Annotated in this window: 24 protein-coding genes; 11 read left to right on the plus strand and 13 right to left on the minus strand. The window is 59.8% G+C overall.

The annotated features are described in order from the left end of the window. Positions 1–67 precede the first annotated feature (67 nt). On the plus strand, positions 68–373 hold the full coding sequence (locus tag AC3WMT_RS13480) for a PepSY domain-containing protein (RefSeq protein ID WP_007917758.1): 306 nt from the start codon (positions 68–70) through the stop codon (positions 371–373). 264 nt (positions 374–637) lie between these two features. Here AC3WMT_RS13480 and AC3WMT_RS13485 read toward each other — a convergent pair whose 3' ends face one another. Then, complete coding sequence (locus tag AC3WMT_RS13485; protein WP_103304037.1) at positions 638–1078, minus strand: hypothetical protein; 441 nt, start codon at positions 1076–1078, stop codon at positions 638–640. 110 nt (positions 1079–1188) lie between these two features. After that, a complete protein-coding gene (locus tag AC3WMT_RS13490) occupies positions 1189–2811 on the minus strand; it encodes a methyl-accepting chemotaxis protein (RefSeq protein WP_103304036.1) in 1623 nt (540 codons plus the stop codon). Positions 2812–3088: 277 nt separating this feature from the next. On the opposite strand from AC3WMT_RS13490, the gene AC3WMT_RS13495 reads away from it, so the two are divergent. Then, positions 3089–4111 carry a transporter gene (locus AC3WMT_RS13495; protein ID WP_103304092.1) on the plus strand — a complete coding sequence of 341 codons (1023 nt, stop codon included), beginning with the start codon at positions 3089–3091 and terminating at the stop codon, positions 4109–4111. A 226-nt stretch (positions 4112–4337) separates the two neighbouring features. Then, entirely contained in the window at positions 4338–5951 is a 1614-nt protein-coding gene (locus AC3WMT_RS13500) for an inorganic phosphate transporter (protein WP_103304035.1), read from the plus strand. A gap of 119 nt (positions 5952–6070) precedes the next feature. Here AC3WMT_RS13500 and AC3WMT_RS13505 read toward each other — a convergent pair whose 3' ends face one another. Beyond that, entirely contained in the window at positions 6071–6967 is an 897-nt protein-coding gene (locus tag AC3WMT_RS13505; RefSeq protein ID WP_103304034.1) for a LysR family transcriptional regulator, read from the minus strand. Positions 6968–7086: 119 nt separating this feature from the next. Here AC3WMT_RS13505 and AC3WMT_RS13510 point away from each other — a divergent pair, with 119 nt between their 5' ends. Then, entirely contained in the window at positions 7087–7842 is a 756-nt protein-coding gene (locus AC3WMT_RS13510; protein WP_103304033.1) for an SDR family NAD(P)-dependent oxidoreductase, read from the plus strand. 155 nt (positions 7843–7997) lie between these two features. Here the strand turns inward: AC3WMT_RS13510 and AC3WMT_RS13515 are convergent, their stop codons facing one another. Beyond that, the gene (locus AC3WMT_RS13515; RefSeq protein WP_103304032.1) at positions 7998–8435 is read right to left on the minus strand and encodes a multidrug/biocide efflux PACE transporter; all 438 of its coding nucleotides are present in this window, start codon (positions 8433–8435) and stop codon (positions 7998–8000) included. 89 nt (positions 8436–8524) lie between these two features. Here AC3WMT_RS13515 and AC3WMT_RS13520 point away from each other — a divergent pair, with 89 nt between their 5' ends. Continuing rightward, positions 8525–9379: a LysR family transcriptional regulator gene (locus tag AC3WMT_RS13520; protein WP_103304031.1), complete on the plus strand. Its 855-nt coding sequence runs from the start codon at positions 8525–8527 to the stop codon at positions 9377–9379. A gap of 106 nt (positions 9380–9485) precedes the next feature. Here the strand turns inward: AC3WMT_RS13520 and AC3WMT_RS13525 are convergent, their stop codons facing one another. From AC3WMT_RS13525 to AC3WMT_RS13535, 3 genes are read right to left on the minus strand one after another with little or no spacing between them, the layout of a single operon-like run. Next, positions 9486–10715: an RNA polymerase sigma factor gene (locus AC3WMT_RS13525; protein ID WP_103304030.1), complete on the minus strand. Its 1230-nt coding sequence runs from the start codon at positions 10713–10715 to the stop codon at positions 9486–9488. Continuing rightward, a complete protein-coding gene (locus AC3WMT_RS13530) occupies positions 10708–11052 on the minus strand; it encodes a YciI family protein (RefSeq protein WP_103304029.1) in 345 nt (114 codons plus the stop codon). Before AC3WMT_RS13530 ends, AC3WMT_RS13525 begins: the two co-directional genes overlap by 8 nt. A gap of 40 nt (positions 11053–11092) precedes the next feature. After that, on the minus strand, positions 11093–11518 hold the full coding sequence (locus tag AC3WMT_RS13535; protein WP_103304028.1) for a YybH family protein: 426 nt from the start codon (positions 11516–11518) through the stop codon (positions 11093–11095). Positions 11519–11658: 140 nt separating this feature from the next. Between AC3WMT_RS13535 and AC3WMT_RS13540 the strand changes: the two genes are divergently transcribed. Both AC3WMT_RS13540 and AC3WMT_RS13545 read left to right on the plus strand, forming a co-directional pair. Continuing rightward, positions 11659–12144: a GNAT family N-acetyltransferase gene (locus tag AC3WMT_RS13540; protein WP_103304027.1), complete on the plus strand. Its 486-nt coding sequence runs from the start codon at positions 11659–11661 to the stop codon at positions 12142–12144. 19 nt (positions 12145–12163) lie between these two features. After that, complete coding sequence (locus AC3WMT_RS13545) at positions 12164–12769, plus strand: pyridoxamine 5'-phosphate oxidase family protein (RefSeq protein ID WP_103304026.1); 606 nt, start codon at positions 12164–12166, stop codon at positions 12767–12769. A 148-nt stretch (positions 12770–12917) separates the two neighbouring features. On the opposite strand, the gene AC3WMT_RS13550 is transcribed toward AC3WMT_RS13545, so the two are convergent. From AC3WMT_RS13550 to AC3WMT_RS13560, 3 genes are all read right to left on the minus strand, one after another. After that, positions 12918–13406, minus strand: coding sequence for a GNAT family N-acetyltransferase (locus AC3WMT_RS13550; protein WP_103304025.1), 489 nt, complete (start codon positions 13404–13406; stop codon positions 12918–12920). Positions 13407–13716: 310 nt separating this feature from the next. Continuing rightward, complete coding sequence (locus AC3WMT_RS13555) at positions 13717–14214, minus strand: GyrI-like domain-containing protein (RefSeq protein WP_103304024.1); 498 nt, start codon at positions 14212–14214, stop codon at positions 13717–13719. A gap of 67 nt (positions 14215–14281) precedes the next feature. After that, entirely contained in the window at positions 14282–14944 is a 663-nt protein-coding gene (locus tag AC3WMT_RS13560) for a LysE family translocator (protein ID WP_103304023.1), read from the minus strand. Positions 14945–15082: 138 nt separating this feature from the next. On the opposite strand from AC3WMT_RS13560, the gene alaC reads away from it, so the two are divergent. Then, a complete protein-coding gene (alaC, locus tag AC3WMT_RS13565; RefSeq protein WP_103304022.1) occupies positions 15083–16291 on the plus strand; it encodes an alanine transaminase in 1209 nt (402 codons plus the stop codon). A gap of 189 nt (positions 16292–16480) precedes the next feature. Here alaC and AC3WMT_RS13570 read toward each other — a convergent pair whose 3' ends face one another. Both AC3WMT_RS13570 and AC3WMT_RS13575 read right to left on the minus strand, forming a co-directional pair. Continuing rightward, positions 16481–17836: a GntP family permease gene (locus tag AC3WMT_RS13570; RefSeq protein ID WP_103304020.1), complete on the minus strand. Its 1356-nt coding sequence runs from the start codon at positions 17834–17836 to the stop codon at positions 16481–16483. 82 nt (positions 17837–17918) lie between these two features. Next, the gene (locus AC3WMT_RS13575) at positions 17919–18452 is read right to left on the minus strand and encodes a gluconokinase (protein ID WP_103304019.1); all 534 of its coding nucleotides are present in this window, start codon (positions 18450–18452) and stop codon (positions 17919–17921) included. Between the two features lie 217 nt (positions 18453–18669). Between AC3WMT_RS13575 and gntR the strand changes: the two genes are divergently transcribed. Then, positions 18670–19701 (plus strand): HTH-type transcriptional regulator GntR, encoded by a 1032-nt coding sequence (gene gntR, locus AC3WMT_RS13580; RefSeq protein WP_103304018.1) that lies wholly within the window; start codon positions 18670–18672, stop codon positions 19699–19701. A 156-nt stretch (positions 19702–19857) separates the two neighbouring features. On the opposite strand, the gene AC3WMT_RS13585 is transcribed toward gntR, so the two are convergent. Beyond that, a complete protein-coding gene (locus tag AC3WMT_RS13585; protein WP_103304017.1) occupies positions 19858–20730 on the minus strand; it encodes a LysR family transcriptional regulator in 873 nt (290 codons plus the stop codon). Between the two features lie 122 nt (positions 20731–20852). Between AC3WMT_RS13585 and AC3WMT_RS13590 the strand changes: the two genes are divergently transcribed. After that, positions 20853–21293, plus strand: a complete 441-nt coding sequence (locus AC3WMT_RS13590; protein ID WP_103304016.1) for a PACE efflux transporter — start codon at positions 20853–20855, stop codon at positions 21291–21293. 125 nt (positions 21294–21418) lie between these two features. Further along, on the plus strand, positions 21419–22843 hold the full coding sequence (locus tag AC3WMT_RS13595) for an MFS transporter (RefSeq protein ID WP_103304015.1): 1425 nt from the start codon (positions 21419–21421) through the stop codon (positions 22841–22843). Positions 22844–22873 lie beyond the last annotated feature (30 nt).

Here is a 22873-nt window from a genome sequence, read left to right on the forward strand (position 1 = left end):
TGCGCTGGTTAATCTGAACTCACTGAAACAGCACACCCGCTCAGACAAACACTAAAGGATTGAACCGATGAAAACTTTGACTGCCCTGTTTACCGCCGCTGCCCTGACCCTCACCGCTGGCCTGGCCCAGGCTGACGTCCGTGTCGATCAGATCCCTGAGTTGGTCAAGTCCGGCAAGATCAAGTCGCTGGAGTCGATGAACGCCGAAGCGCTGAAACTGCATCCGGGTGCGACCATCACCGACACCGATCTGGATAACCACTTCAACGGGTATGAGTACGAAGTTGAATTGAAAACCGCTGATGGCAAAGAGTTCGACGTCGACTTCGACGCCACCACCGGCAAGGTGCTGAGCAACAAGCAAGACACTTGATTTGATGCAAAGACAAAAGCCGCACGATTGAAAGATCGTGCGGCTTTTTTATGTCTGGTGTCTGGCTCGATTGATGTGTTGTCAGTGACATTTTCTCCCCCTCACCCCAGCCCTCTCCCCCAAGGGGGCGAGGGGGAAAGGGAGCTAATCGGGGGCTTTTCAAAGCCTGAGTTTGACTTGAAATTTCAGGTCGGCGTAGCTCGAATAGTCACCGCGGTCAGTCCCCTCTCCCTTGGGAGAGGGCCAGGGTGAGGGGAAACGGCATCACACCGAGGTGCTGACCAGCGAACCCGAGGTGCTTGAATCGGAATCCTGCAACGCCTGCAACAATGAGGCTGTTGCGGTGGACAGGGAGGCGGAAGTGGCAGTGATTTGCGCCTGAGCCGCCGCCACTTCAGTCGCCTTGGCATCCGCGCTTTCCTGTTTCGCCTGCGCCGCTTGCAACGCTTGCTGCTGTTCCTGCAATTGCTTCTGCAGTTCGGCAATCTGCTTGCGCAGTTCTTTCACCGTGTCCGATTCATCGCTGCTGCTGGAACTGCTATCGCCAGAAGGCGCAGCGCCGCCCGCCGCTTTCGGTGCATCGCTGGCGGCGCCAGTGCTGGCGACTGCGCTGGTGGAGTTTTCTTCACTGGTGTCGCTGACTGCGGCTTTGCTGGCCGAGGTAGCGACGGGTTGAGTGATCGAAACGGAGGTGATGCTGACCATGGGAAGGCTCCAATGCCGGTTATGAATAACCGGTCATCGTCGGTGGTCAGCTCAACTTGAGATCGACTGTGTACCGACTCGGTATCCGAACCGGTACACATTCAATCGCGTCAGGCGCTGAGGCGCGCAGTAACCTCATTCAGTTGCCCGGACAGACCATGCAGGTTCTGGCTGGCGCTTTCGGTGCGCTGGACGTTGTCGAGGTTGGTGCTGGCGATCGAAGTGATTTCGGTCAGGTTGCGCGAAATATCTTCGGCCACCGACGTCTGTTCTTCTGCCGCCGTCGCGATCTGACGGTTCATGTCGCGAATCGCCTCCACGGCATGGGTGATGCGCTCAAGCATCGCACCCGCCTGAGTCACTTGCTCGACGCTTTCGTCGCTGCGGGTCTGGCCGCTGTCGATGGCTTGGGCCGCGTCCACCGCGCCGGTCTGCACGCTCTGGATGATCTGATTGATCTCGATGATCGACTCCGCGGTACGCTGCGCCAGATTGCGCACTTCGTCAGCGACCACGGCAAAACCACGCCCGGCCTCACCCGCCCGCGCCGCTTCAATCGCCGCGTTGAGCGCCAGCAGATTAGTCTGCTCGGCAATGCCGCGAATCACTTCCAGCACCTTGCCGATGCGCCCGCTGTCCGCTTCCAGACGACGGATCACCGTGGCGGTGTTGGCGATTTCGCCGCGCATCTGGGTGATGCTGTGGATGGTGCTCTGCATGACCTTTTCACCCTGTTGGGCGGACTGGTCGGCATCGTCGGCGGCCCGCGCTGCGTCGGCGGCGTGACGTGCGACTTCCTGGGCGGTGGCGGACATTTCGTTCATCGCCGTGGCCACTTGATCGGTGCGGTTGAACTGCTCGTTGGTGCCGCCGGCCATGGTCGTGGCGATCGCATTCAACTCGCCGCTGGCGCTGTCCAGATCACTGGCGCTGCGCTGCAAACGGGCGAAGGTGTCGGCGAGGAAATCACGCAGGGTGTTGGCGGCTGCGGCGAGGTTGCCGAGTTCATCCTGACGGTCGCTGACCACGCGTTCGGCGAGTTTGCCGCGGCTCAGTTGAGTGACGTAGTCAATCAGTTTGCGGATCGGTTCGACCAGGTTGCGGTTGACCAGCCACAGGCTCAGCAGGCCAATCAGCAGGCCCGAAGCAAGCATTACCAACAACCCGAGCCATACGGTGCGATCGGCCTCGGCACTGATCTGCGCCGACTGTTCGGTGCCCTGTTTGCGCAGTTCGCTGACCAGTTCGCTCATCTGATCGCTGGCCGCACGGTCCACGCCTTTGACGGCGGTGTCGCCCGCCGTTGGATCGCCACCGGCAGCGACGTAGGCATCGCGGCCCTTCTGGTAGGCGCTGCCTAGCTGGCGATGCTCTTCGCGCAAACGCTCGATGCGGTTTTTCAGGCTCGGCTCGATGCCCTTCTGGCTGGCCAGTTCACCAAGGATGTTCTGCACATCGCGCTGACGGTCTTCGAACTGGCCCCAATACTTGGCCAGGTCTGCCGGTTGCTTGCCGCGCAGCAGCACGTTTTTCCATTCCTGTACCTGCACCTTGAATTGCAGGTTGGCCTCGTCGATAAGTTGCGAGGTGTGCAACGGGCCAGCGATCAACTGACTGTAGCTCTGCACGCCGTTGGACAGGAAATGGAAACAGGCCAGCGCGATCAACAGCATCGCCAGCAGGCTGCCGCTCAGCAGGGCGAGAATTTGCGCTCTCAGGGATTTTTGCAGCATCGCAAGATACTCAGGACAGGGATGAGGCACGCCCGGTGAGGCGTGGGATTTTGCCGGACATCCATGTCGGCGAGCCTTGGCTGATGGCCAAGCGCGCGCAACGTAACCTAAGCGTGATCGGCGTGCCAGAGCGCTTCTTGAAGAAAATCCGACCACCGGTAAGACATTGATCTGACGTCATTTTTCAGTCACACAAGTGTCATGTGCGCTTGCGATGATCCGGCTCAGTGAACCTGCCATTCCCGCGATCGACGCGCCCTCTTCGCAGCGAGCCTTCATGAACCACAGCCTCGATACCAGCCATCGCGATCCTGACCTGTTTGGCTTGCTCTACGGTTTTCGTTTCCTGCCCGGTGAGCGTGGCCGCGAAGTCGATTCGGCGACGGCTCTGCGTTGTTTGCAGGACGACAGCGACAGCGGTGAATTCCTCTGGCTGCACCTGAACCTGGCGCACGCTGCTTGTGAGCGCTGGATGAAAAGTCATCTGCAACTGCCCGAAGAATTTTTCGAGGCGCTGCACGAAGGCTCGCGTTCGACGCGCATCGAGCATGTCGATTCGGCATTGCTGGCGGTGGTCAACGACGTGGTGTTCAACCTCAGCAGCATGGTTTCCTCGGACGTCTCGACGCTGTGGGTCTGCGTGCGCAGCAAGTTGATTGTCAGCGCGCGCCTGCAACCGTTGCACTCGGTGGACAAACTGCGCTCGTCGGTGAAGGCCGGCGAGCGCTTTCGTTCGCCGTCGGAACTGCTCGTGCACCTGCTGCGCGATCAGGGCGAAGTGCTGACGCAGATCGTGCGCAAAACCAGCATGAGCGTCGATCAGGTCGAGGACGAATTGCTCTCCTCGCGGCTGTCGACCAATCGCGCCGAACTCGGCGCCAACCGCCGGGTGCTGGTGCGCTTGCAACGGCTGTTGGCGCTGGAGCCGGGCTCGTTGCTGCGCCTGCTCAATCGTCCGCCGCCGTGGTTGCAGAAGGAGGACGTCAAGGAGCTGCGCAAATCCACCGAGGAGTTCGCACTGATCATCAACGACCTCACCGCGCTCGGCGAGCGGATCAAACTGCTGCAGGAAGAGATCGCCGCCAACCTCAACGAACAGAGCAACCGCACACTGTTCACCCTGACCGTAGTGACGGTGCTGGCGCTGCCGATCAACATCATTGCCGGTTTTTTCGGGATGAATGTCGGCGGCGTGCCGTTGTCGCAGGATCCGGAGGGGTTCTGGATATTGGTGGCGCTGGTGGCGACGTTTACGGTGATTGCCGGGCGCTGGGCGTTTCGTAAACGCGGCGATTACTGACGTCTCCACACGCTCGTTCCCACGCTCTGCGTGGGAATGCATCAAGTGACGCTCTGCGTCACAGGGACGCGGAGCGTCCCGGGCGGCATTCCCACGCAGAGCGTGGGAACGAGCAGTAGACCGACGGCAGGGCTATTCATCCAAACACTGATCTGCCGCAGTCTCTCTGTAATATTTAGCAACGATCATGGGCGACATTCCTTCCCTCGCTCAGGATTGTCCGCTCATGGCTACTCCCTCCCTGACCACCCGCCAGGCGTCCGCCCCCAGCGGCAGGCCGGCTCTGGACAAGAAAACCGGCCCGTTTACCTACGTGATCTTTTTCGCCGTGCTGGCGATGGGGATGCTGTTCACCGCCTACAGCCTGATGCACGACATGCACGAACTCGGCACGGTGGTCACCACCTGGACGCCATTCCTGCTGCTCGGCGTGGCGCTGTTGATTGCGCTGGGCTTCGAGTTCGTCAACGGTTTCCACGACACCGCCAACGCCGTCGCCACGGTGATTTACACCCACTCGTTGCCGCCGAATGTGGCCGTGGTCTGGTCGGGGTTCTTCAACTTTCTCGGGGTGCTGCTCTCAAGCGGCGCGGTGGCGTTCGGCATCATCGCTTTGCTGCCGGTGGAGTTGATTCTGCAGGTGGGTTCGTCGGCCGGTTTCGCAATGATTTTCGCCCTGCTGATCGCCGCGATTCTGTGGAACCTCGGCACCTGGTGGCTGGGCTTGCCGGCCTCGTCTTCGCACACCTTGATCGGCTCGATCATCGGCGTCGGCGTGGCCAATGCCTTGATGCACGGACGCGACGGCACCAGCGGTGTCGACTGGGCGCAGGCAACCAAGATCGGTTACGCCCTGCTGCTGTCGCCACTGGTGGGTTTCGGTTGCGCGGCGCTGTTGCTGCTGGCGCTGCGCGCCTTCGTGAAGAACCGTTCGCTGTACAAAGCTCCGGAAGGCAACACCCCGCCGCCGTGGTGGATTCGCGGTTTGCTGATCCTCACCTGCACCGGCGTGTCTTTCGCCCACGGCTCCAATGATGGCCAGAAGGGCATGGGCCTGATCATGCTGATTCTGGTCGGCACTTTGCCGATGGCCTACGCCTTGAACCGCACCATGCCAGAAGAGCAATCGTTGCAGTTCGCCGCCGTCGCGCAAGTCACCCAGCAAGCGCTGGTGAACAGTGCGCCGCTACCCACACCGGCCGATCCCCGTGCAGTGCTCTCCGATTACGTGCGCAGCAAGGAAGCCACGCCGCAGCTGATCCCCGCCCTCGCCGCCCTTACCGGACACATCGGCGAAGAAGTCAAAGGCTACGGCTCGCTGGCGAAAGTCCCGGCTGAGGCCATGGGCAACGTGCGCAACGACATGTACCTGGCCAGCGAAAGCATTCGCCTGATGGACAAGAACAAGGTCGGCAACTTCGACGCTGACACCAGCAGCAAGCTGCAACTGTTCAAGCAACAGATCGACAACGCCACGCGGTTTATTCCGCTGTGGGTGAAGATCGCCGTGGCCATCGCGCTGGGGTTGGGCACCATGGTCGGCTGGAAGCGGATTGTGGTGACGGTGGGTGAAAAAATCGGCAAGACCCACCTGACTTACGCCCAGGGCGCATCGGCGGAAACCGTGGCAATGCTGACCATTGGCGCCGCCGATATGTTCGGCTTGCCGGTGTCGACCACGCACGTGTTGTCCTCGGGGGTGGCCGGGACCATGGTCGCCAATGGGGGCGGCTTGCAGATGAAGACCATCCGCAATTTGCTGATGGCTTGGGTCCTGACCTTGCCGGCGGCGATCCTGCTGTCGGGCAGCCTCTACTGGCTGTTCACCCAGATTTTCTGAACAAGGAAAATCCCTGTGGGAGCGGGCTTGCCCGCGATTGCGGTGTATCAGCTACATCAATGCTGAATGTGCCGGCACCATCGCGGGCAAGCCCGCTCCCACAGTGTTCCGGCTGTCGATCAGAGAGCGGAGCGAATCACATCGCCCAACCAATCCATAAACACCCGCACCCGCAGCGGCAAATGCCGTTGCCGCGCATACAACAATGAAACCCCCATCGCCGGCGCATTGAACTGCGGCAGCACCGCCACCAACTCGCCGGTTTGCAGATATGAGTGCAGGCCGGTATTGGGCACCTGCACAATCCCGAAGCCGCCCAGACACGCCGACTCATAAGCATCGGTGCTGTTGACCGTCACACTGCCGGCCATCGGCACGCGGCGGGTCTGCCCCGCCTCCTCATAGACAAACCCTTCCGAACGCGAGCCCAACACACCGACGTAATGCACCAGCCGATGCTGCGCCAGATCCTCAAGCGTCTGCGGCACGCCATAGCGTTCAAGGTAAGCAGGGCTGGCGCAGTTGATCATGTTGACGTCGCACAGATGCCGCGCCACTACTGACTGGTCCGGCTGCGCGCCGACGCGCAGCACGCAATCGAAACCTTCGCTGAGCAGGTCGACGCGGCGGTCGGTGCTGCTGATTTCCATCTCCAGATTGGGATGGCGATCGATGAATTGCGGCAGCCGTGGCATCACCACGCGCCGGGCGAGAATGTTCGGCATATCGACACGAATGCGACCGGTCAGTGAGGCCTCGTCCTGACGAAACAAGCCTTCGATTTCGTCCATGTGCGAGAGCAAATCCTTGCTGCGCTCGTACAACACCAGCCCGTCCTGCGTCGCTTGCACCTTGCGCGTGGTGCGTTGTAACAGCCGTGTGCCGAGCAAGGCTTCCAGTGCCTGCACATGTTCGGACACCGTGGAGCGCGGCAGGCCAAGGTTTTCTCCGGCGAGGGTGAAACTCGATAACTCGCTGACCCGAACGAAGGTGCGCAGCAGTTCCAGTTTGTTCATGGGCCACCTGTTGATTGTTCGGATTAACCGACCAGTGATTCCGCTTTCAGCCTGTTTATCACCTCGGGGCGGATAAATAAACTTTGATCCATCTACTCCACTGCACCCGAGGAAGTCCCATGAACCGCAAAATCGCATTGATCACCGGCGCCAGTCGTGGCCTGGGCAAGAACGCCGCACTGCACCTCGCCGCGCAAGGCATCGACATCATCGGCACCTACAACAGCCGCGCCGATGAAGCGCAGGCGCTGGAGAGCGAAATCGCTGCACTCGGCGGCAAAGCCGTGATGCTGCAACTGGATGTCGGCCGCAGCGAAGGCTTCGCCGATTTCGCCGCGCGAGTCGAGCAGGCGTTGCAGCAGTTTGATCGTCAGCGCTTCGATTTCCTGATCAACAATGCCGGGATTGGCGTACATGCACTGTTTGCCGAGACCACGCCAGAGCAGTTCGACCTGCTGATGAACATTCAGTTGAAAGGACCGTTTTTCCTGACCCAGCAACTGCTGCCGCTGATCAACGACGGCGGGCGGATCATCAACATCTCCAGCGGCCTGACCCGCTTCAGCCTGCCGGGTTACGGCGCCTACGCAGCGATGAAGGGTGCGATGGAAGTGCTGACCCGATACCAGGCCAAGGAGCTGGGCGCGCGGCAGATCGGCGTGAACATTCTGGCGCCGGGGGCGATCGAGACGGACTTTGGTGGCGGCGCGGTGCGCGACAATTCGGCATTGAACGCGATGGTTGCCAGCAACACAGCACTGGGCCGGGCCGGTCAGCCGGATGACATTGGCGGGGCGTTGGCGCTGCTGTTGTCGGACGGTGGGCAGTGGATCAACGGCCAGCGGGTTGAGGCATCGGGCGGGATGTTCCTCTAACTTATCCAGCGCGGTGATACCTCTGTGGCGAGGGGATTTATCCCCGATGGACTGCGCAGCAGGCCCCTCCTTTCTGGATCAAAAGAAGGGCCGCTACGCGCCCCATCGGGGATAAATCCCCTCACCACAGGTTTTACATTCACCAAAGGTTTTAGTTAACCCTCACAGACGTGGCGGGTCATCAAGCGCTCACGCACCACGTCATAGCCCCAGTGATACACGTAGGTGTACGGCAGGAAGAACAACAGCACACCAACGTCGAGCAAAAACGCCTGCCACAGACTGACCGACAGCCACCACGCAATCAACGGCACGCCCATCACGATCAAACCACCCTCGAACAGCAACGCGTGCACCACCCGCACCCAAGCGTTGTGCGCGATGTTCATGCGCTCAAGCATGCGGTCGAAGAAGCGGTTGAACACCACGTTCCAGGCCAGCGCCAGCAACGCGATCAACACCGTCACCGCGCCCATGTCGAGCAGCGGTTTTTGCATGATCCACGCCAGCAGCGGCGTACAGATAATGATCGCCAGCAGCTCGAAACCGATGGCCTGAAAGATACGTTCAGTGAGGGACTTGTTGGCAGTCATGGCCTGACTCCTTGAGTGAAGATGGTTGCCATGATCTGCCCTCACACCGATACTTCATAACCAATAACCATCGATCAAGGCGATAGTTCATGGCCTCCCAAGAAGTGCTGTTGGCGTTTGTCCAGGCGGCAACCCAAGGCTCGTTTTCCGCAGCGGCACGCAAACTGGGGCGCAGTCAGTCGACCATCAGTGCGGCAGTGGCGAGTCTGGAAATTGATCTGGACCTGGTGCTGTTCGACCGCAGCAGCCGCAAACCGACCCTGACCCCGGCCGGCCACGTCATGCTGCAGCGAGCCGAGGCGATTCTCGCGGCCAACAGCCGTCTGGAAATGACTGCGCGGCAATTGTCCCAGGGCGTCGAGCCGAAACTGACGGTGGCGCTGTCCGACACCTACCAATCGGCGCGTTTCGAAGCGGCGCTGATGGAGTTCGAGCAGCGTTATCCGGATCTGGAGCTGGAATGCCTGATTGCCGAGTGCGATGACTTGATCGAGCTGGTCCAGCGCGGCCGGGCGCATCTGGCCTTTGCCGAAATGCAGGATATTTATCCGCCAGACCTGGTGACATCGACCGTCGCCGAGCGCACCGATATCGCCTTGTTTGTCAGCCCTGAGCATCCACTGACGACACTGGAAAACATCGATCAAACCATCCTGGAACAACATCGCGAACTGCGCCTGGCGACGATCATCAATCCGTATGACAGTCGCGCTAAGGGCCGTGTGTGGTCGGCGCCGAGCTACCTGATGCTGATGGAAATGGCCGAAATGGGTTTCGGCTGGGCACCGCTGCCGCGTTGGCTGGTGGAGCGTTTCGGCAATGACACGCTGGTGGAATTGAACGTGCGCGGCTGGCCGAAACCGGTGTTTGTCGATGCGCTGTGGTCGCGGCTGTACCCACCGGGACCGGCGGGGAGCTGGTTGCTGAGCAAGATGTTGGAATAAAGGTGCCACCATTCGCGAGCAGGCTCGCTCCCACAGGAGAATGCATTCCAAATGTGGGAGCGAGCCTGCTCGCGAAAGGGTCGGCACTGCCATTGAAGGTTTCGGATCAATCCAATTGCGACAGGCGCGCCTCGATAAATCGCCGCTCGGGCTCTTGTCGGGTTAATTCCAAAGCGCGGAGGTATGCCGCCCGCGCCTCCTCAACCCTGTCCAACTGCCGACAGAATTCCGCCCGCGCCGAATGCGCCAGGTGGTAATCCTGCAGTTCACCGCGATTCAGAATCCCTTCGATCAATCGCAACCCGGCCAGCGCCCCATCACGCTTGGCCACTGCCACCGCCCTGTTCAACTCGATCACCGGCGACGGCACCGCCCGCAGCAGCACGTCATACAGCCCGACGATCTCTTGCCAATCCGTCTCTGCGGCCGTCGGCGCTTCGGCATGCACCGCCGCAATCGCCGCTTGCAAACAATACGGCCCGAACCGCCGCGTAGTCAGCGCCCGTTCCATCAGCGCACAACCTTCGGCGATCAGCTCGGCATCCCACTGCGCGCGATCCTGATCATCCAGCAGCACCAGTTCACCACTGGGCGAGGTACGCGCCGGCCGTCTCGACTCATGCAACAGCATCAGCGCCAGGAGCCCCATCACCTCCGGTTCCGGCAACAACTCCATCAATAACCGCCCCAGCCGGATCGCTTCACGGGTCAGCTCCTCACGCGTCACTTCCGCGCCCATCGACGCCGAGTAGCCCTCATTGAACACCAGATAAATCACCCGCAACACACTGTCGAGGCGTTCGGGCAATTCGCTCAGGCTCGGAACCTGATAGGGGATTTTCGCGTCACGAATCTTCGCTTTCGCCCGCACGATGCGCTGGGCGATCGCCGCCGGTGCCGAGAGAAACGCCCGGGCGATTTCTTCGGTGGTCAGGTCGCAGACTTCACGCAAGGTCAGCGGCACTTGCGCATCCGCCGCCAGCGCCGGGTGACAGCAAGTGAAGATCAGCCGCAGACGATCGTCTTCCACGTCTTCGCCACTCCAGTCGGACTGCTCCAACGCTTCAAGTTGCGCCAGCAACAACGGTTGCGAAGCCTTGAAGCGCGCCCGTCGGCGCAACACATCAATCGCCTTGAAGCGCCCGGTGGACACCAGCCAGGTGCGCGGATTGTCCGGCACACCGTCGCGCTGCCAGCGCTCGACCGCGACGAAGAACGCCTCATGCAAGGCTTCTTCGGCGAGGTCGAAATCGCCGAGCAGGCGAATCAGCGTCGCCAGGATCCGCCGCGATTCTTCGCGGTAGACCTGCTCGACCCGCGCCCGGACCTCAGACATTCAACTGCCGCACGGGGCGCACTTCGACGCTGCCGACTCGCGCTGCCGGGATATTGCCGGCCACCTGAATCGCTTCGTTGAGATCCTTGGCATCGATCAGGTAGAACCCCGCCAACTGCTCCTTGGTTTCAGCGAACGGACCGTCGGTGATCGACAGTTTGCCGTTACGCATGCGCACCGTGGTGGCGGTATGCACCGACTCCAGCGCTTCGGCCGCGACCATCCGTCCGCTGCCCTGAATCGACTCGGCGTAGGCCCAGCATTCGGTGTCTTCCGGGCTGTCGGGCGATGAATGCAGCAGGCGCTCATCGCTGTAGACCAGGCATAGATATTTCATGGCGTTCTCCCGATTCGAACGGATCAACTATGGCTGAAGATCAGGGTTGCACATCAAACAGGGTGGCGCCGCTCATCGGATCGAACGGCGCCGACCAGTGCTCGTGGACGATCCGCCACTGCCCACTGACTTGCCGATAGCAGGCGGTGACGCGCATCCAGCAGCTCTGGGTTTCGCCTTTGTCATTGGTGCCGCCGCAATTGGCCACCCAGTGGGCGAAGGCGATGTTGTCGGCGCTCTCGATGGCGATTTCGTGGAATTCGAAAATGTGCGGGCCGGGGCACATTTCCATGCAGGCCACCCAGTGCGCGCGGTAGGCCGGTTTGCCCTTGAATTGCAGGGCCTTGATCGCATCGAAAGAAACGATGTCGTCGGCGTACAGCGCCATGACCTTTTCCACATCCTTGGTCATGACCGCTTCGCGGTAGGTATTGATCAGGGTCTGGATTTCGCTTTGTGCGCTCATGGTGTTCTCCGTGTTTTTGTTGTGAAGACACCTTTAGTCGTTCGGCCATTGGACAGATCGACAGACGAAACAAAAAATTTCCGCCGAAGACAAAATCGCTAGAATCCGAGACTCATCTTTGTAGGAAAAAGGAAATTCCCGTGTCAGCCCAACTCGTGCCGTACGACAGCCTGAACGCTTTACAGCGACAACAGGTCGAGGCGATTGAGATCCACCCCGAGCAGATCAAGTTCTCCGGCGATATTCATGGCGCCCTGCACACGTTGCTGTCGAAACCCGGCCCTGGCGTGAAAGGCTTTGCGCTGTTGGCTGAGGAAGTGCCGGTGGCATTTCTGTTGCTCAAGCGCCCGCCTGTGTTACCCGCCTGGGCCGACGAACACAGCGCCACGCTGCATGCGTTGCAAGTCGATCATCGCGCCCAGGGCAAAGGCTACGGCAAGGCCTGTCTGCAAGCGCTACCGCACGTTGCGCGCGAGGCATGGCCAGAGATCAAGGGGCTGGAATTGTCGGTGGACGCCGACAACGAGGCGGCGATCGCGCTGTACGCCAAATACGGTTTCGTCGACAGCGGCGAAGCGTACAAAGGTCGAATCGGTTACGAGCGGCGCATGGGAATGTTTTTTTAAGTCATCAAGGGGATGCACGATGATCGATTCAATCGAAGCACTGGAAGCTATTTACGGATTGCCGCACGAACGTGCGGTGCGCAAGCAGATCACCTTTCTCAACGACGACTATCAAGCGATGGTGCGCGTCTCGCCCTTGGTGGTGGTCAGCTCGGTCGGCGCCGATGGCCTCGACAATTCACCGCGTGGCGATGCGCCGGGGTTTGTGCGCATCATCGACGAACGCACCCTGGCCCTGCCGGATCGCCCGGGCAATAACCGCATCGATACCTTGCGCAATGTCCTGCACGATCCACGGGTGTCGCTGCTGTTCATCATTCCGGGGATTGGCGAGACCTTGCGGGTCAATGGCACGGCGCAGATCAGTGCTGATCCGGCGTTGCTGGAGAGTTTTGCGGTGAATGGCAAACCGGCGAAAACCGTGTTGCTGGTGACAGTGGAAGCAGCGTTTTTCCATTGTTCGAAAGCGTTTGTGCGCTCGGATGCGTGGAACCCCGAGACCCACCTGCCGCGTTCGGCGTTGCCCTCTGCCGGCGCTTTTCACAAACGATTGAATGACGGCCAGTTTGATGCGGATAGCTACGACCGCGAAGCGCCAAAAAGGGTGCAAGACAGCCTTTACTGAGGACTCCAAGACACCACTGAATCCTGTGGGAGCTGGCTTGCCAGCGATGGCGTCGGCACATCAAAACATTGGTGTCGACTGACCAACCGCTATCGCTGGCAAGCCAGCTCCCACAGGTTATGTGTTGCCACAGGTTATGTGTGATGTCTTACAGAGTCAGGATCATCTCGTGCCACGCCATGCCGCCGTGGTCGGACTCGGACGGTTTGATGTAGGCGAAGCCAAACCCGGCATACAGCGGAATGTGCTTTTCCTTGCACATCAGGTGAATCGTCGCTTTATCCATCCCGCGCATGCGGTCGATGAACTCGGCCATCAAGCGCTTGGCCAGGCCCTGGCCCTGATAATCCGGGTGGACCACCACCGACATGATCACCACGTTCGGCCCCGCCGGATCGTGGCCAATCAGTTCCTTGAACGCCTCGTCCGACATCTGCACATCAAACGCCGCGCCCGAGTTGACGAAACCGGCGACCACGCCATCCACTTCGGCCACGATAAAGCCCTCGGGCCAGGTGGCAATGCGCGTGGCGATCTTTTCGCGGGTGGCGGCTTCGTCGCCTTCATAGGCAACGGTTTCGATGGCGTAGCAGCGGTCCAGGTCGGCAGCGGTGACGTTGCGAATGACGGTGTTCATGGCAGCTCGGAAATCAGCGGAAAAAGTGCGCCCAGCTTAAAGGAATAAGGTGTTCATATCGATCCGTGCGGGCAGCGTAAAGCCTGCGTATAAGCGCTTTTCTTCAGGTCCAGGGGCGGCTATTGCTGTGGGGTGTCTCTGATTACCCTTGGGGGAAACCGTTTATGAGCAGCGTTGAAATCGGTCTGTTGATGGTGTTGGGCATCAGTACGTTCGGCTTTATCACCTTGGGCATCGACCTGTTGCGGGCGCGCCGTAAACAGCGGTGAAAGCATGAGGCGGATCATTGATCCGCCTCATTGTTGTGTGCTCAGGCTCTTTTGCTGTCGACCGGCACGCAGATTTCCAGCTTGCCGGTGTGCAGCTTCGGATTGAAATCGGCGCTGTAGCGTTCCAGCTCCGGGGCGTTAAGTTCCACGTAGTGGGAACTCGGCAGCCAGGTTTTGTAGATGTATTGCAGGGTCTGCGGCAACTGATCGAGCGGCCCTTTGTGTTCAAACACCGCGTACTGCCGAGGCAGCACTTCGACCCACTGGTAGACCTTCTGGTCGAGGTCATCGAGTTTGCTGATTTCCACCCCGGCGATGTAATCGAAGCCACCCTTGCCGTCGAAGTTGCTGCAAACCCCGTAGGTCACTTCGTTTTTTTGTCCCTGAATCTTTCCCAGGTGCGGCAAGAACTTTTCCCACAGCGCGGGGATGTCCTTTGCGGTGTCTTGGGTAAATCGACCGCGAAAACCTGCAATTAGCAGAAAGTGTCCATGTTCGAAGCGAGGTTCAGCCACTTCGACGCGTTTTTGCTCATCCATGACTCGACTCCTGGAACAGAAAAGGGGTTCGGCTGGGAGTATAGAAAGCCAAAACCAATTCGCACGGTTACAGCGAATGCAACTGCTCGACGACACCGGACCCGACAAACTCGTTATAACCCGATACGATCACGTACACCGCGAAATAGCAGAAGATCGCCGCAGATGCCATGTAGGAATAGCGCAACAGCTTGTCACCCAACAGCTTGCCGCCGTGGCTCGCGGCGAAGCACAAACCGGCCGACCACAGCAGCCCCGCGCAGAGAAAACCACCAAGGAACAACGCCGAACTTAGGGGGCCACCGCCACCGGAACGGGCGATCAGCGTGCCACCGACGGCGGCGAACCAGAGGATTGCGCTCGGTGAGGACATCGCGAGGAAGATCCCGCGAAAGAACTCCTTGCGATGGGAGTTATGCCCCACTTCGGCCGTCGCCGCCAACTGCGCCTCGTGATGGATCGCCGAATAAATCATCTTCGCCGCAAAGTAAATCAGCAGCGCCGAACCGCCGATCCACAGGACCCAGCGCACGCTTTCGTATTGCAGCAAAACCGTCATCCCGGCCAGCGCCAGCACCGCATAAATCAGATCACCAACGCAGGTGCCGAGGCCGAGCGCGAAGCCCTGAAAGTAACCACGCTGCATCGCCAAAGTGATCATTGCGATGTTGGCCACGCCAATGTCCAGGCACAGCGAAAGGCTCAGCAAGAAGCCGCTGGTGAATTCCATCTACCGATTTCCTTGGGAAAATTTGTTTACGCACAGGCTGGACAGTCTGCCATCACAGCCCTTATCTTCGCCAACAGGTCACCGCAGTGACCAGCGTCGCTCGGACGGTTCCGGGCGCTTACGTTATCCGAGGCAACAATGGCCGAACAAGGTTCGCCGCGCCGCTTTGCGCGCATAGATCGACTCCCCCCTTACGTTTTCAACATCACCGCCGAGCTTAAGATGGCCGCCAGGCGTCGTGGTGAAGACATCATCGACTTGAGCATGGGCAACCCCGACGGGGCCACGCCGCCGCACATTGTCGAAAAACTCGTACAAGTTGCCCAGCGTGAAGACACCCACGGTTACTCCACGTCCAAGGGCATTCCGCGCCTGCGCCGGGCGATTTCCAACTGGTACAAGGAACGCTACGCGGTCGATATCGACCCGGAAAGCGAAGCCATTGTCACCATCGGTTCCAAGGAAGGCCTGGCGCATTTGATGCTGGCGACCCTGGATCAGGGCGATACGGTGCTGGTGCCAAACCCGAGTTATCCGATTCACATCTACGGTGCGGTGATTGCCGGCGCGCAGGTGCGCTCGGTGCCGCTGGTGCCCGGTGTAGACTTCTTCGCCGAGCTGGAACGAGCGATTCGCGGCTCGATTCCGAAGCCGAAAATGATGATCCTCGGCTTCCCGTCCAACCCCACCGCGCAGTGCGTGGAGCTGGATTTCTTCGAACGGGTGATCGCCCTCGCCAAGCAATACGACGTGCTGGTGATTCATGATCTGGCCTACGCCGACATCGTCTACGACGGCTGGAAAGCCCCGTCGATCATGCAGGTGCCGGGCGCCAAGGACATCGCGGTGGAATTTTTCACCCTGTCCAAGAGCTACAACATGGCCGGCTGGCGCATCGGCTTCATGGTCGGCAATCCGGAACTGGTCAACGCTCTGGCGCGGATCAAGAGCTATCACGACTACGGCACCTTCACCCCGCTGCAAGTCGCGGCGATTGCTGCGTTGGAAGGCGATCAACAGTGCGTGCGCGATATTGCCGAGCAGTATCGGCAGCGGCGCAACGTGCTGGTCAAAGGCCTGCATGAGCTGGGTTGGATGGTCGAGAATCCAAAGGCGTCGATGTATGTCTGGGCGAAGATTCCCGAGGCGTATGCGCATCTGGGTTCGCTGGAGTTCGCCAAGAAGCTGCTGGCCGAGGCCAAGGTCTGCGTCTCGCCGGGGGTTGGCTTTGGTGAGTATGGCGACGATCACGTGCGTTTTGCGCTGATCGAAAACCAGGACCGGATTCGTCAGGCCGTGCGCGGGATTCGCGGGATGTTCCGGGCGGATGGCTTAGTTACCAAATAACTGACCCACCTGGGATCGTTCCCACGCTCCGCGTGGGAATGCCTCAATGGACGCTCTGCGTCCGCTTTGGGACGCAGAGCGTCCCGGGCTGCATTCCCACGCAGAGCGTGGGAACGATCCGCAAACCACGAAATCCGCCCACAAAAAAACCGCATCGCTGCGGTTTTTTTGTGCCTGCGAAAGCGCCGCTTAAACGAACAGCGACAACAGCAGGATAAAGCCCAACGCGACGATGGAGAGGATGGTTTCCATCGCGGTCCAGGTCTTGAAGGTTTCAGCGACGGTCATGTTGAAGTACTGCTTCACCAACCAGAAACCGGCGTCGTTGACGTGGGACAGGATCAGCGAACCGGCACCCGTCGCGAGTACCAGCAGCTCACGGTTGACGCCCGGAATCATCCCCACCACCGGCACCACAATGCCCGCACCGGTAATGGTCGCAACGGTCGCCGAACCGGTTGCAATGCGGATCACCGCAGCTACCAGCCAAGCCAATAGAATCGGCGAGATCTGCGCGCTGACCGCCATGTGGCCGATCACGTCGCCCACGCCGCTGGTAACTAGCATCTGCTTGAAGCCGCCGCCGGCACCGATGATCAGAATGATCGCGGCGGTCGGCGCCAGGCTCGCATCGAGCCACTTGAGCATCTGCTGAGAACCAATGCCCTGTTTGTGGCCAAAGGTGTACAGCGACAGCAGCAACGCCAGCAGCAGTGCCGAGATCGGGTGACCGATCATGTCCATCCAGGTGCGGAAGAAATGACCGTCCGGCAGCGCCACGTCAGCAAAGGTTTTCAGCAGCATCAGGAACACCGGCAGCAGCACGGTGATCAGGGTGATGCTGAAGCTCGGCAGTTTCGCCGAGTCATCGTTTTCACGGGCCAGTTGATCGACCAGTTCCTGGTTCGGGTGACCCGGAATGTGCTTGGCGATAAACGTACCGAAGATCGGACCGGCAATGATTGCCGTCGGCAGCGCGACGATCAGACCGTACAGAATGGTCTTGCCGATGTCAGCGCCAAACACGCCGATGGCCAGCAGCGGGCCCGGGTGCGGTGGCACCAGACCGTGTACGGCAGACAGACCGGCGAGCAACGGGATACCGATCTTGATGATCGATACACCGGTGCGGCGCGCGACGATGAACACCAGCGGAATCAGCAGGACAAAGCCGATTTCGAAGAACAACGGAATGCCCACCAGAAACGCGGCGAACATCATCGCCCACTGGACTTTGTCTTTACCGAACGCGCGAATCAGGGTCTGCGCGATCTGATCGGCACCGCCCGACTCGGCCATCATTTTGCCGAGCATGGTGCCCAGCGCGAGGATGATGCCGACGAAGCCGAGCACGCCACCGAAGCCGTCCTGGAACGCCTTGATGATCGTGCCGATCGGCATGCCGGAGGTCAGGCCGAGGAACGCGGCCGCGATGGTCAGGGAGATAAATGGATGAATCTTGAACTTGGTGATCAGGATGATGAGTCCGATCACCGTCACTACTGCATCGAGCAGCAGGTAGGCGTCGTGGGACATGCCAAACATTGGGGGTGTCTCCTGGCTTGTTGTTGTTATTAAAGCGGGTTAAACAGAATTCGTGAGGACAGCGCTAGCTCTTTCAACACACTCATACCGCCTGCTTCAAACCGTGGGCCTGCCACCAGACATGAGCCTGGGACGCCAGTTCTTCAACGCTGTGGATCGAGGCATTCAACGCCAGGGTCAACGGCTCGCCCTTAGGCGATTCGAGGGTGGCGAACTGGCTTTCGATCAACGTGGCCGGCATGAAATGGCCCGGACGATGGGACACGCGGTCGGCCGCGACTTCAGGGGTCAGCTCAAGAAACACGAAGCCCAGGCCCGGCAAGGCGCTGCGCAACACTTCGCGATAACTGTGTTTAAGGGCCGAGCAGGTCAGCACCGGGTGTTCGCCCAGCGCATCGACGCGACGCAGTTCATCGCACAGGCTGTCGAGCCAGCCGGCACGGTCGTCGTCGTTCAGGGGGATCCCCGCGCTCATCTTTTCGATGTTCGCGGCCGGATGGAAAGTATCGCCTTCAATGGCAGTGGCGCCGCTCAATTGGCACAGGGCCTCGCTGACGCACGTCTTGCCGCAACCGGCAACGCCCATGATGACCAGGGCGGTGATGGGATGACTCATATAACACCTCAGCGCGCAGACAGCGCTACCTTTGCTAGCTATGACTCTAGTGCACAGGCAGAAGTTGCCGACGCCTTCTTGTCGTTTTTTTGGGTTGCAGCAGGTTTTGTTCCCAGCGCCAAAAAGCGAAGATCAGGCAGGACCTCGCTTACGCATTTACAGCTGCATCAGGACAGCGCTACCTTAGTGCCTTGATTTTTGTTTGGCAAGCCGCCCGATGACCACCCCTAAAAACGATAAAAATACCCGCACCACCGGCCGTCCCACCCTGAACGAAGTTGCCCGTTTGGCCGGCGTCAGCCCGATTACCGCCTCGCGCGCCTTGCGCGGGGTCAGCACCGTGGCCACTGAACTTGTGGAGAAAGTGCAAAAAGCCGCCAGTGAACTCAACTACGTGGTCAACCCCGCCGCCCGCGCTTTGGCCTCGGCGCAGAGCCATTCGGTGGTGGTTCTGGTGCCCTCGTTATCCAACCTCTTGTTCATCGATACGCTGGAAGCCATCCATCGGGTGTTGACGCCCAAGGGCTTCGAAGTGCTGATCGGCAACTTCCACTACTCGCGCGATGAAGAAGAAAACCTGCTGCGTAACTACATGGCTTATCAGCCACGCGGCTTTCTGCTGACCGGGTTTGATCGCACCGAAAGTTCGCGACGGATGATCGAGGCCAGCAATATTCCCTGCGTCTACATGATGGAACTGGACAGTGCGGCAGGGGTGAATTGCGTGGGATTCTCGCAACTCAGTGCCGGTGAAACCGCGGCCGAGCATTTGCTTTCTCGCGGGCGCAAGCGTCTGGCTTATATAGGCGCACAACTCGATCAGCGTACGTTGCTGCGCGGCGAAGGTTTCCGCAAAGCCCTGCAGAAGGCCGGCAAGTACGACCCGGATCTGGAAGTGCTGACACCGCGCTCCTCTTCAGTTGGTTTAGGCGGTGAGTTGTTCCTGCAATTGCTCGCGGCGCATCCGGATGTCGATGCGATCTTCTTTGGTAACGACGACCTGGCGCAGGGCGCACTGCTCGAAGCGCTGCGTATCGGGATCAAGATTCCCGAGCAAGTGGCGATTCTCGGCTTCAACGATCTGCCGATGTCCGAGCACATGGTGCCGCGTCTGAGCAGCATCAACACCCCACGGGAAGCGATTGGCCGGCGCGCGGCCGAGCAGATGCTGACATTGATGGCCGGCAACAGCGTGGCGCGGCCGGTGGAAGACATGGGCTTCGAACTGAAAATCCGCGAAAGCACCTGATCCCACAATTTTTTGTGGCACTCACAAAGCCAGGGGACAATCGCAATCCCTGTGGGAGCTGGCTTGCCAGCGATGGCGTCAGGTCAGTCGATAAATGGTTGGCTGACACGACGCTATCGCTGGCAAGCCAGCTCCCACATTGGATATTCACTGTTTCTAATGGCTGAGTAATTCAACCAGTGCCAATGCGCCCTTCTGGAGCGGCTGGCTCTTGAGCCACACCGCATGCACCGGCAGCACCAAGCCGTTTTCGATGTTGCGAAAATTCAGCCGCTTCAAGCGTCCGCTGTCCAGCCACGGCTGCACCACCGACAGTGGGAAGTTGCCCCAGCCCAATCCCGCTTCGACCATTTCCATCGCCGTCTCAAGGCTGTCGGTGCGCCAGTGCGATTGCGCCACCAGTGGCCGTGTGTCGCTGATCGGCAAATCACGGCTGGCGACGAAGATCTGCCGGACGTGCACCAGATCCTCCAAAAACAAACCCTTCCCCTGCAACAACGGACTGTCCGCCGCCAGTGTGGCGATCATTCGCTCGCTGCCGACAAACTGAAACTGCTCCAGCACGTTCACGCTCAACCCGGCAAACGCCAGGCACACGCTGACACGGCCACTGTGCAGCATCGCCAGCACGTCATCCTGCGGTGCAGTCAGCACTTCGATGTCGAGCAGCGGATGGCGCTCGGTCATCACCTTGATCGCCGCCAGCAAGCGCCGACGGTCGATGTCCGCCACCACACCGATCGACAGCTTGCTCTCCAGCCCCAACGACAACTCCACCGCGTGCACCCGCAATTGCTTGAGTTGCTCGGCGATCAGCCGCGCATGCGGCACCAATGACAATGCCATCGCCGTCGGCTGCGGTTCGCGGTGGCTACGGTCGAACAACGGATAACCGAGTTCCGCCTCAAGATTGCCGATGCCCATGCTCACTGCCGACGGGACTTTGCCCAGCGCACGGGCAGCGGCGGAAAACGAGCCGCGCTCTATCACCGCGAGAAACAGTTCGATGCTGTCGCTGTTGAAATTCACGCCTACCACCTATCAATAAAACTGAAAGCTACTGACTTTTTCTGTCAGCACTATTGAAGCTATCTTTCGTCGCCTGCGCCAGCCCCGCTGGCCAATGAATTTGAAGAAAGAGGCAAACCCCCATGCAAGGCGTCAAACGCAAACTGGTCTACGTGTCGCTCTACGAAGTGATCGGCATGACCTTCTCCGCCCTCGGCCTGGCGTTGTTGTCCGGGACGTCACCGGGCAGCACCGGGCCATTGGCGGTGATCATCACCACCATCGCCGTGACCTGGAATTTCATTTACACCTCGCTGTTCGAGCACTGGGAAAGCCGCCAACCGTCGCGCACCCGCACAGTGAAAAGGCGGATTGCCCACGCCATCGGGTTTCAACTGACGCTGATCGTGTTCCTCATTCCGTTGATCGCCTGGTGGATGAACATCAGTCTGGTACAGGCATTTCTGTTGGATCTGGCGCTGATCATCTTCATTCCTTGCTACACGTTTGCCTTCAACTGGCTGTTTGATCGAGTGTTCGGCTTGCCAGCCTCAGCGCTACCGGATTCGACCGCTGCGGCATAAATCGTTAATTCGTAAACAGATATTGCAAAAAATCAGCGGTTTAACGGAGTAAACCGCCAATATTCACAATCCGTTAACTCCGATAGCAGGCTAAGCTTTTCCATCAATAAAAAATGGATCAGCCCATGACTGCTCACGCCCCCGCCGCCGCGCAAAGCGACGGCATCGACCCGATTCGCGCCGCCCAGGTGTCCGCCCGCATCGACCGCCTCCCGGCTGTCGCGACGATCTGGCGACTGGTGGCGCTGCTGTCGATCGGTGGATTTTTCGAACTCTACGACCTGTTCCAGACCGCCTATATCAGCCCCGGTCTGATCCGCGACGGCATCTTCGCCACCGGCAATCAGGGTGTGTTCGGTTTCTCTGATCAGGCAGCTTTTGCCTCGGCGACCTTCCTAGGCCTGTTCCTCGGCGCCAGTCTGCTCAGCCCGTTGGCGGATCGCTTTGGCCGCCGCGCCATCTTCACCTTCGCGCTGGTCTGGTACACGGTCGCGACGGTGCTGATGGGCATTCAGAGTTCCGCGTCAGGAATCATCTGCATGCGTTTTCTGGTGGGCATCGGTCTGGGCATCGAACTGGTGACCATCGACGCCTACCTCTCGGAACTGGTGCCCAAGCGCATGCGCAGCTCGGCGTTTGCCTTCGCGTTTTTCGTGCAGTTCCTGTCGGTACCGGCGGTGGCGTTGATGTCGTGGTGGCTGGTACCACAGGCGCCGTTCGGCGTCAGTGGCTGGCGCTGGGTAGTGTTGGCCAGTGCGGTGTTTGCGCTGTTCATCTGGTGGTTGCGCAAGCGTCTGCCGGAGTCGCCGCGCTGGCTCGCTCAGCATGGCCGTTTCGATGAGGCCAATCGGATTCTCGACGGCATTGAAGCTCGTTGCGAGAAAGATCACGGTAAACCGCTGGATGCCCCCGAGGCCGTCCCCGTGGACGTTGAAGGCAAGGGCCGTTTCGCCGACATCTGGCAGCCGCCCTATCGCCGTCGCGCGCTGATGCTGATCGTCTTCCACATCTTCCAGGCCATCGGTTTCTTCGGCTTCGGCAACTGGCTGCCGGCGCTGCTTTCCGGCCAGGGCGTCAGCGTTACTCACAGCTTGATGTACGCCTTCATCATCACCCTCGCCTACCCGCTCGGGCCGTTGCTGTTCGTGAAGTTCGCCAACCGTTTCGAGAACAAATGGCAGATTGTCGGCTCGGCCCTTGGCGCCATGACCTTCGGTACTTTGTTTGCCCTGCAGACCAGTGCGTTCGGACTGATCTTCTGTGGGGTGATGATCACCTTCTGCAACGCCTGGCTGAGCTTCAGTTATCACTCCTACCAGAGCGAATTGTTCCCGACCAATATCCGCGCCCGGGCGGTGGGTTTCTGCTATTCGTTCAGTCGCTTGTCGACGGTATTCAGCAGTCTGTTGATCGGCCTGTTTCTCGACAACTTCGGTACGCCCGGCGTGTTGGCGTTCATTGTCAGCAGCATGTTGATCGTGATGCTGACCATCGGCTACTTCGGCCCGCGCACGCGCAATCTGGCGCTGGAGAACATTGCCCATCGCTGAGGGCCGGCGGTCATCTTCTGCCGCCTATCG

The organism is Pseudomonas sp. FW305-7, assembly GCF_058786735.1.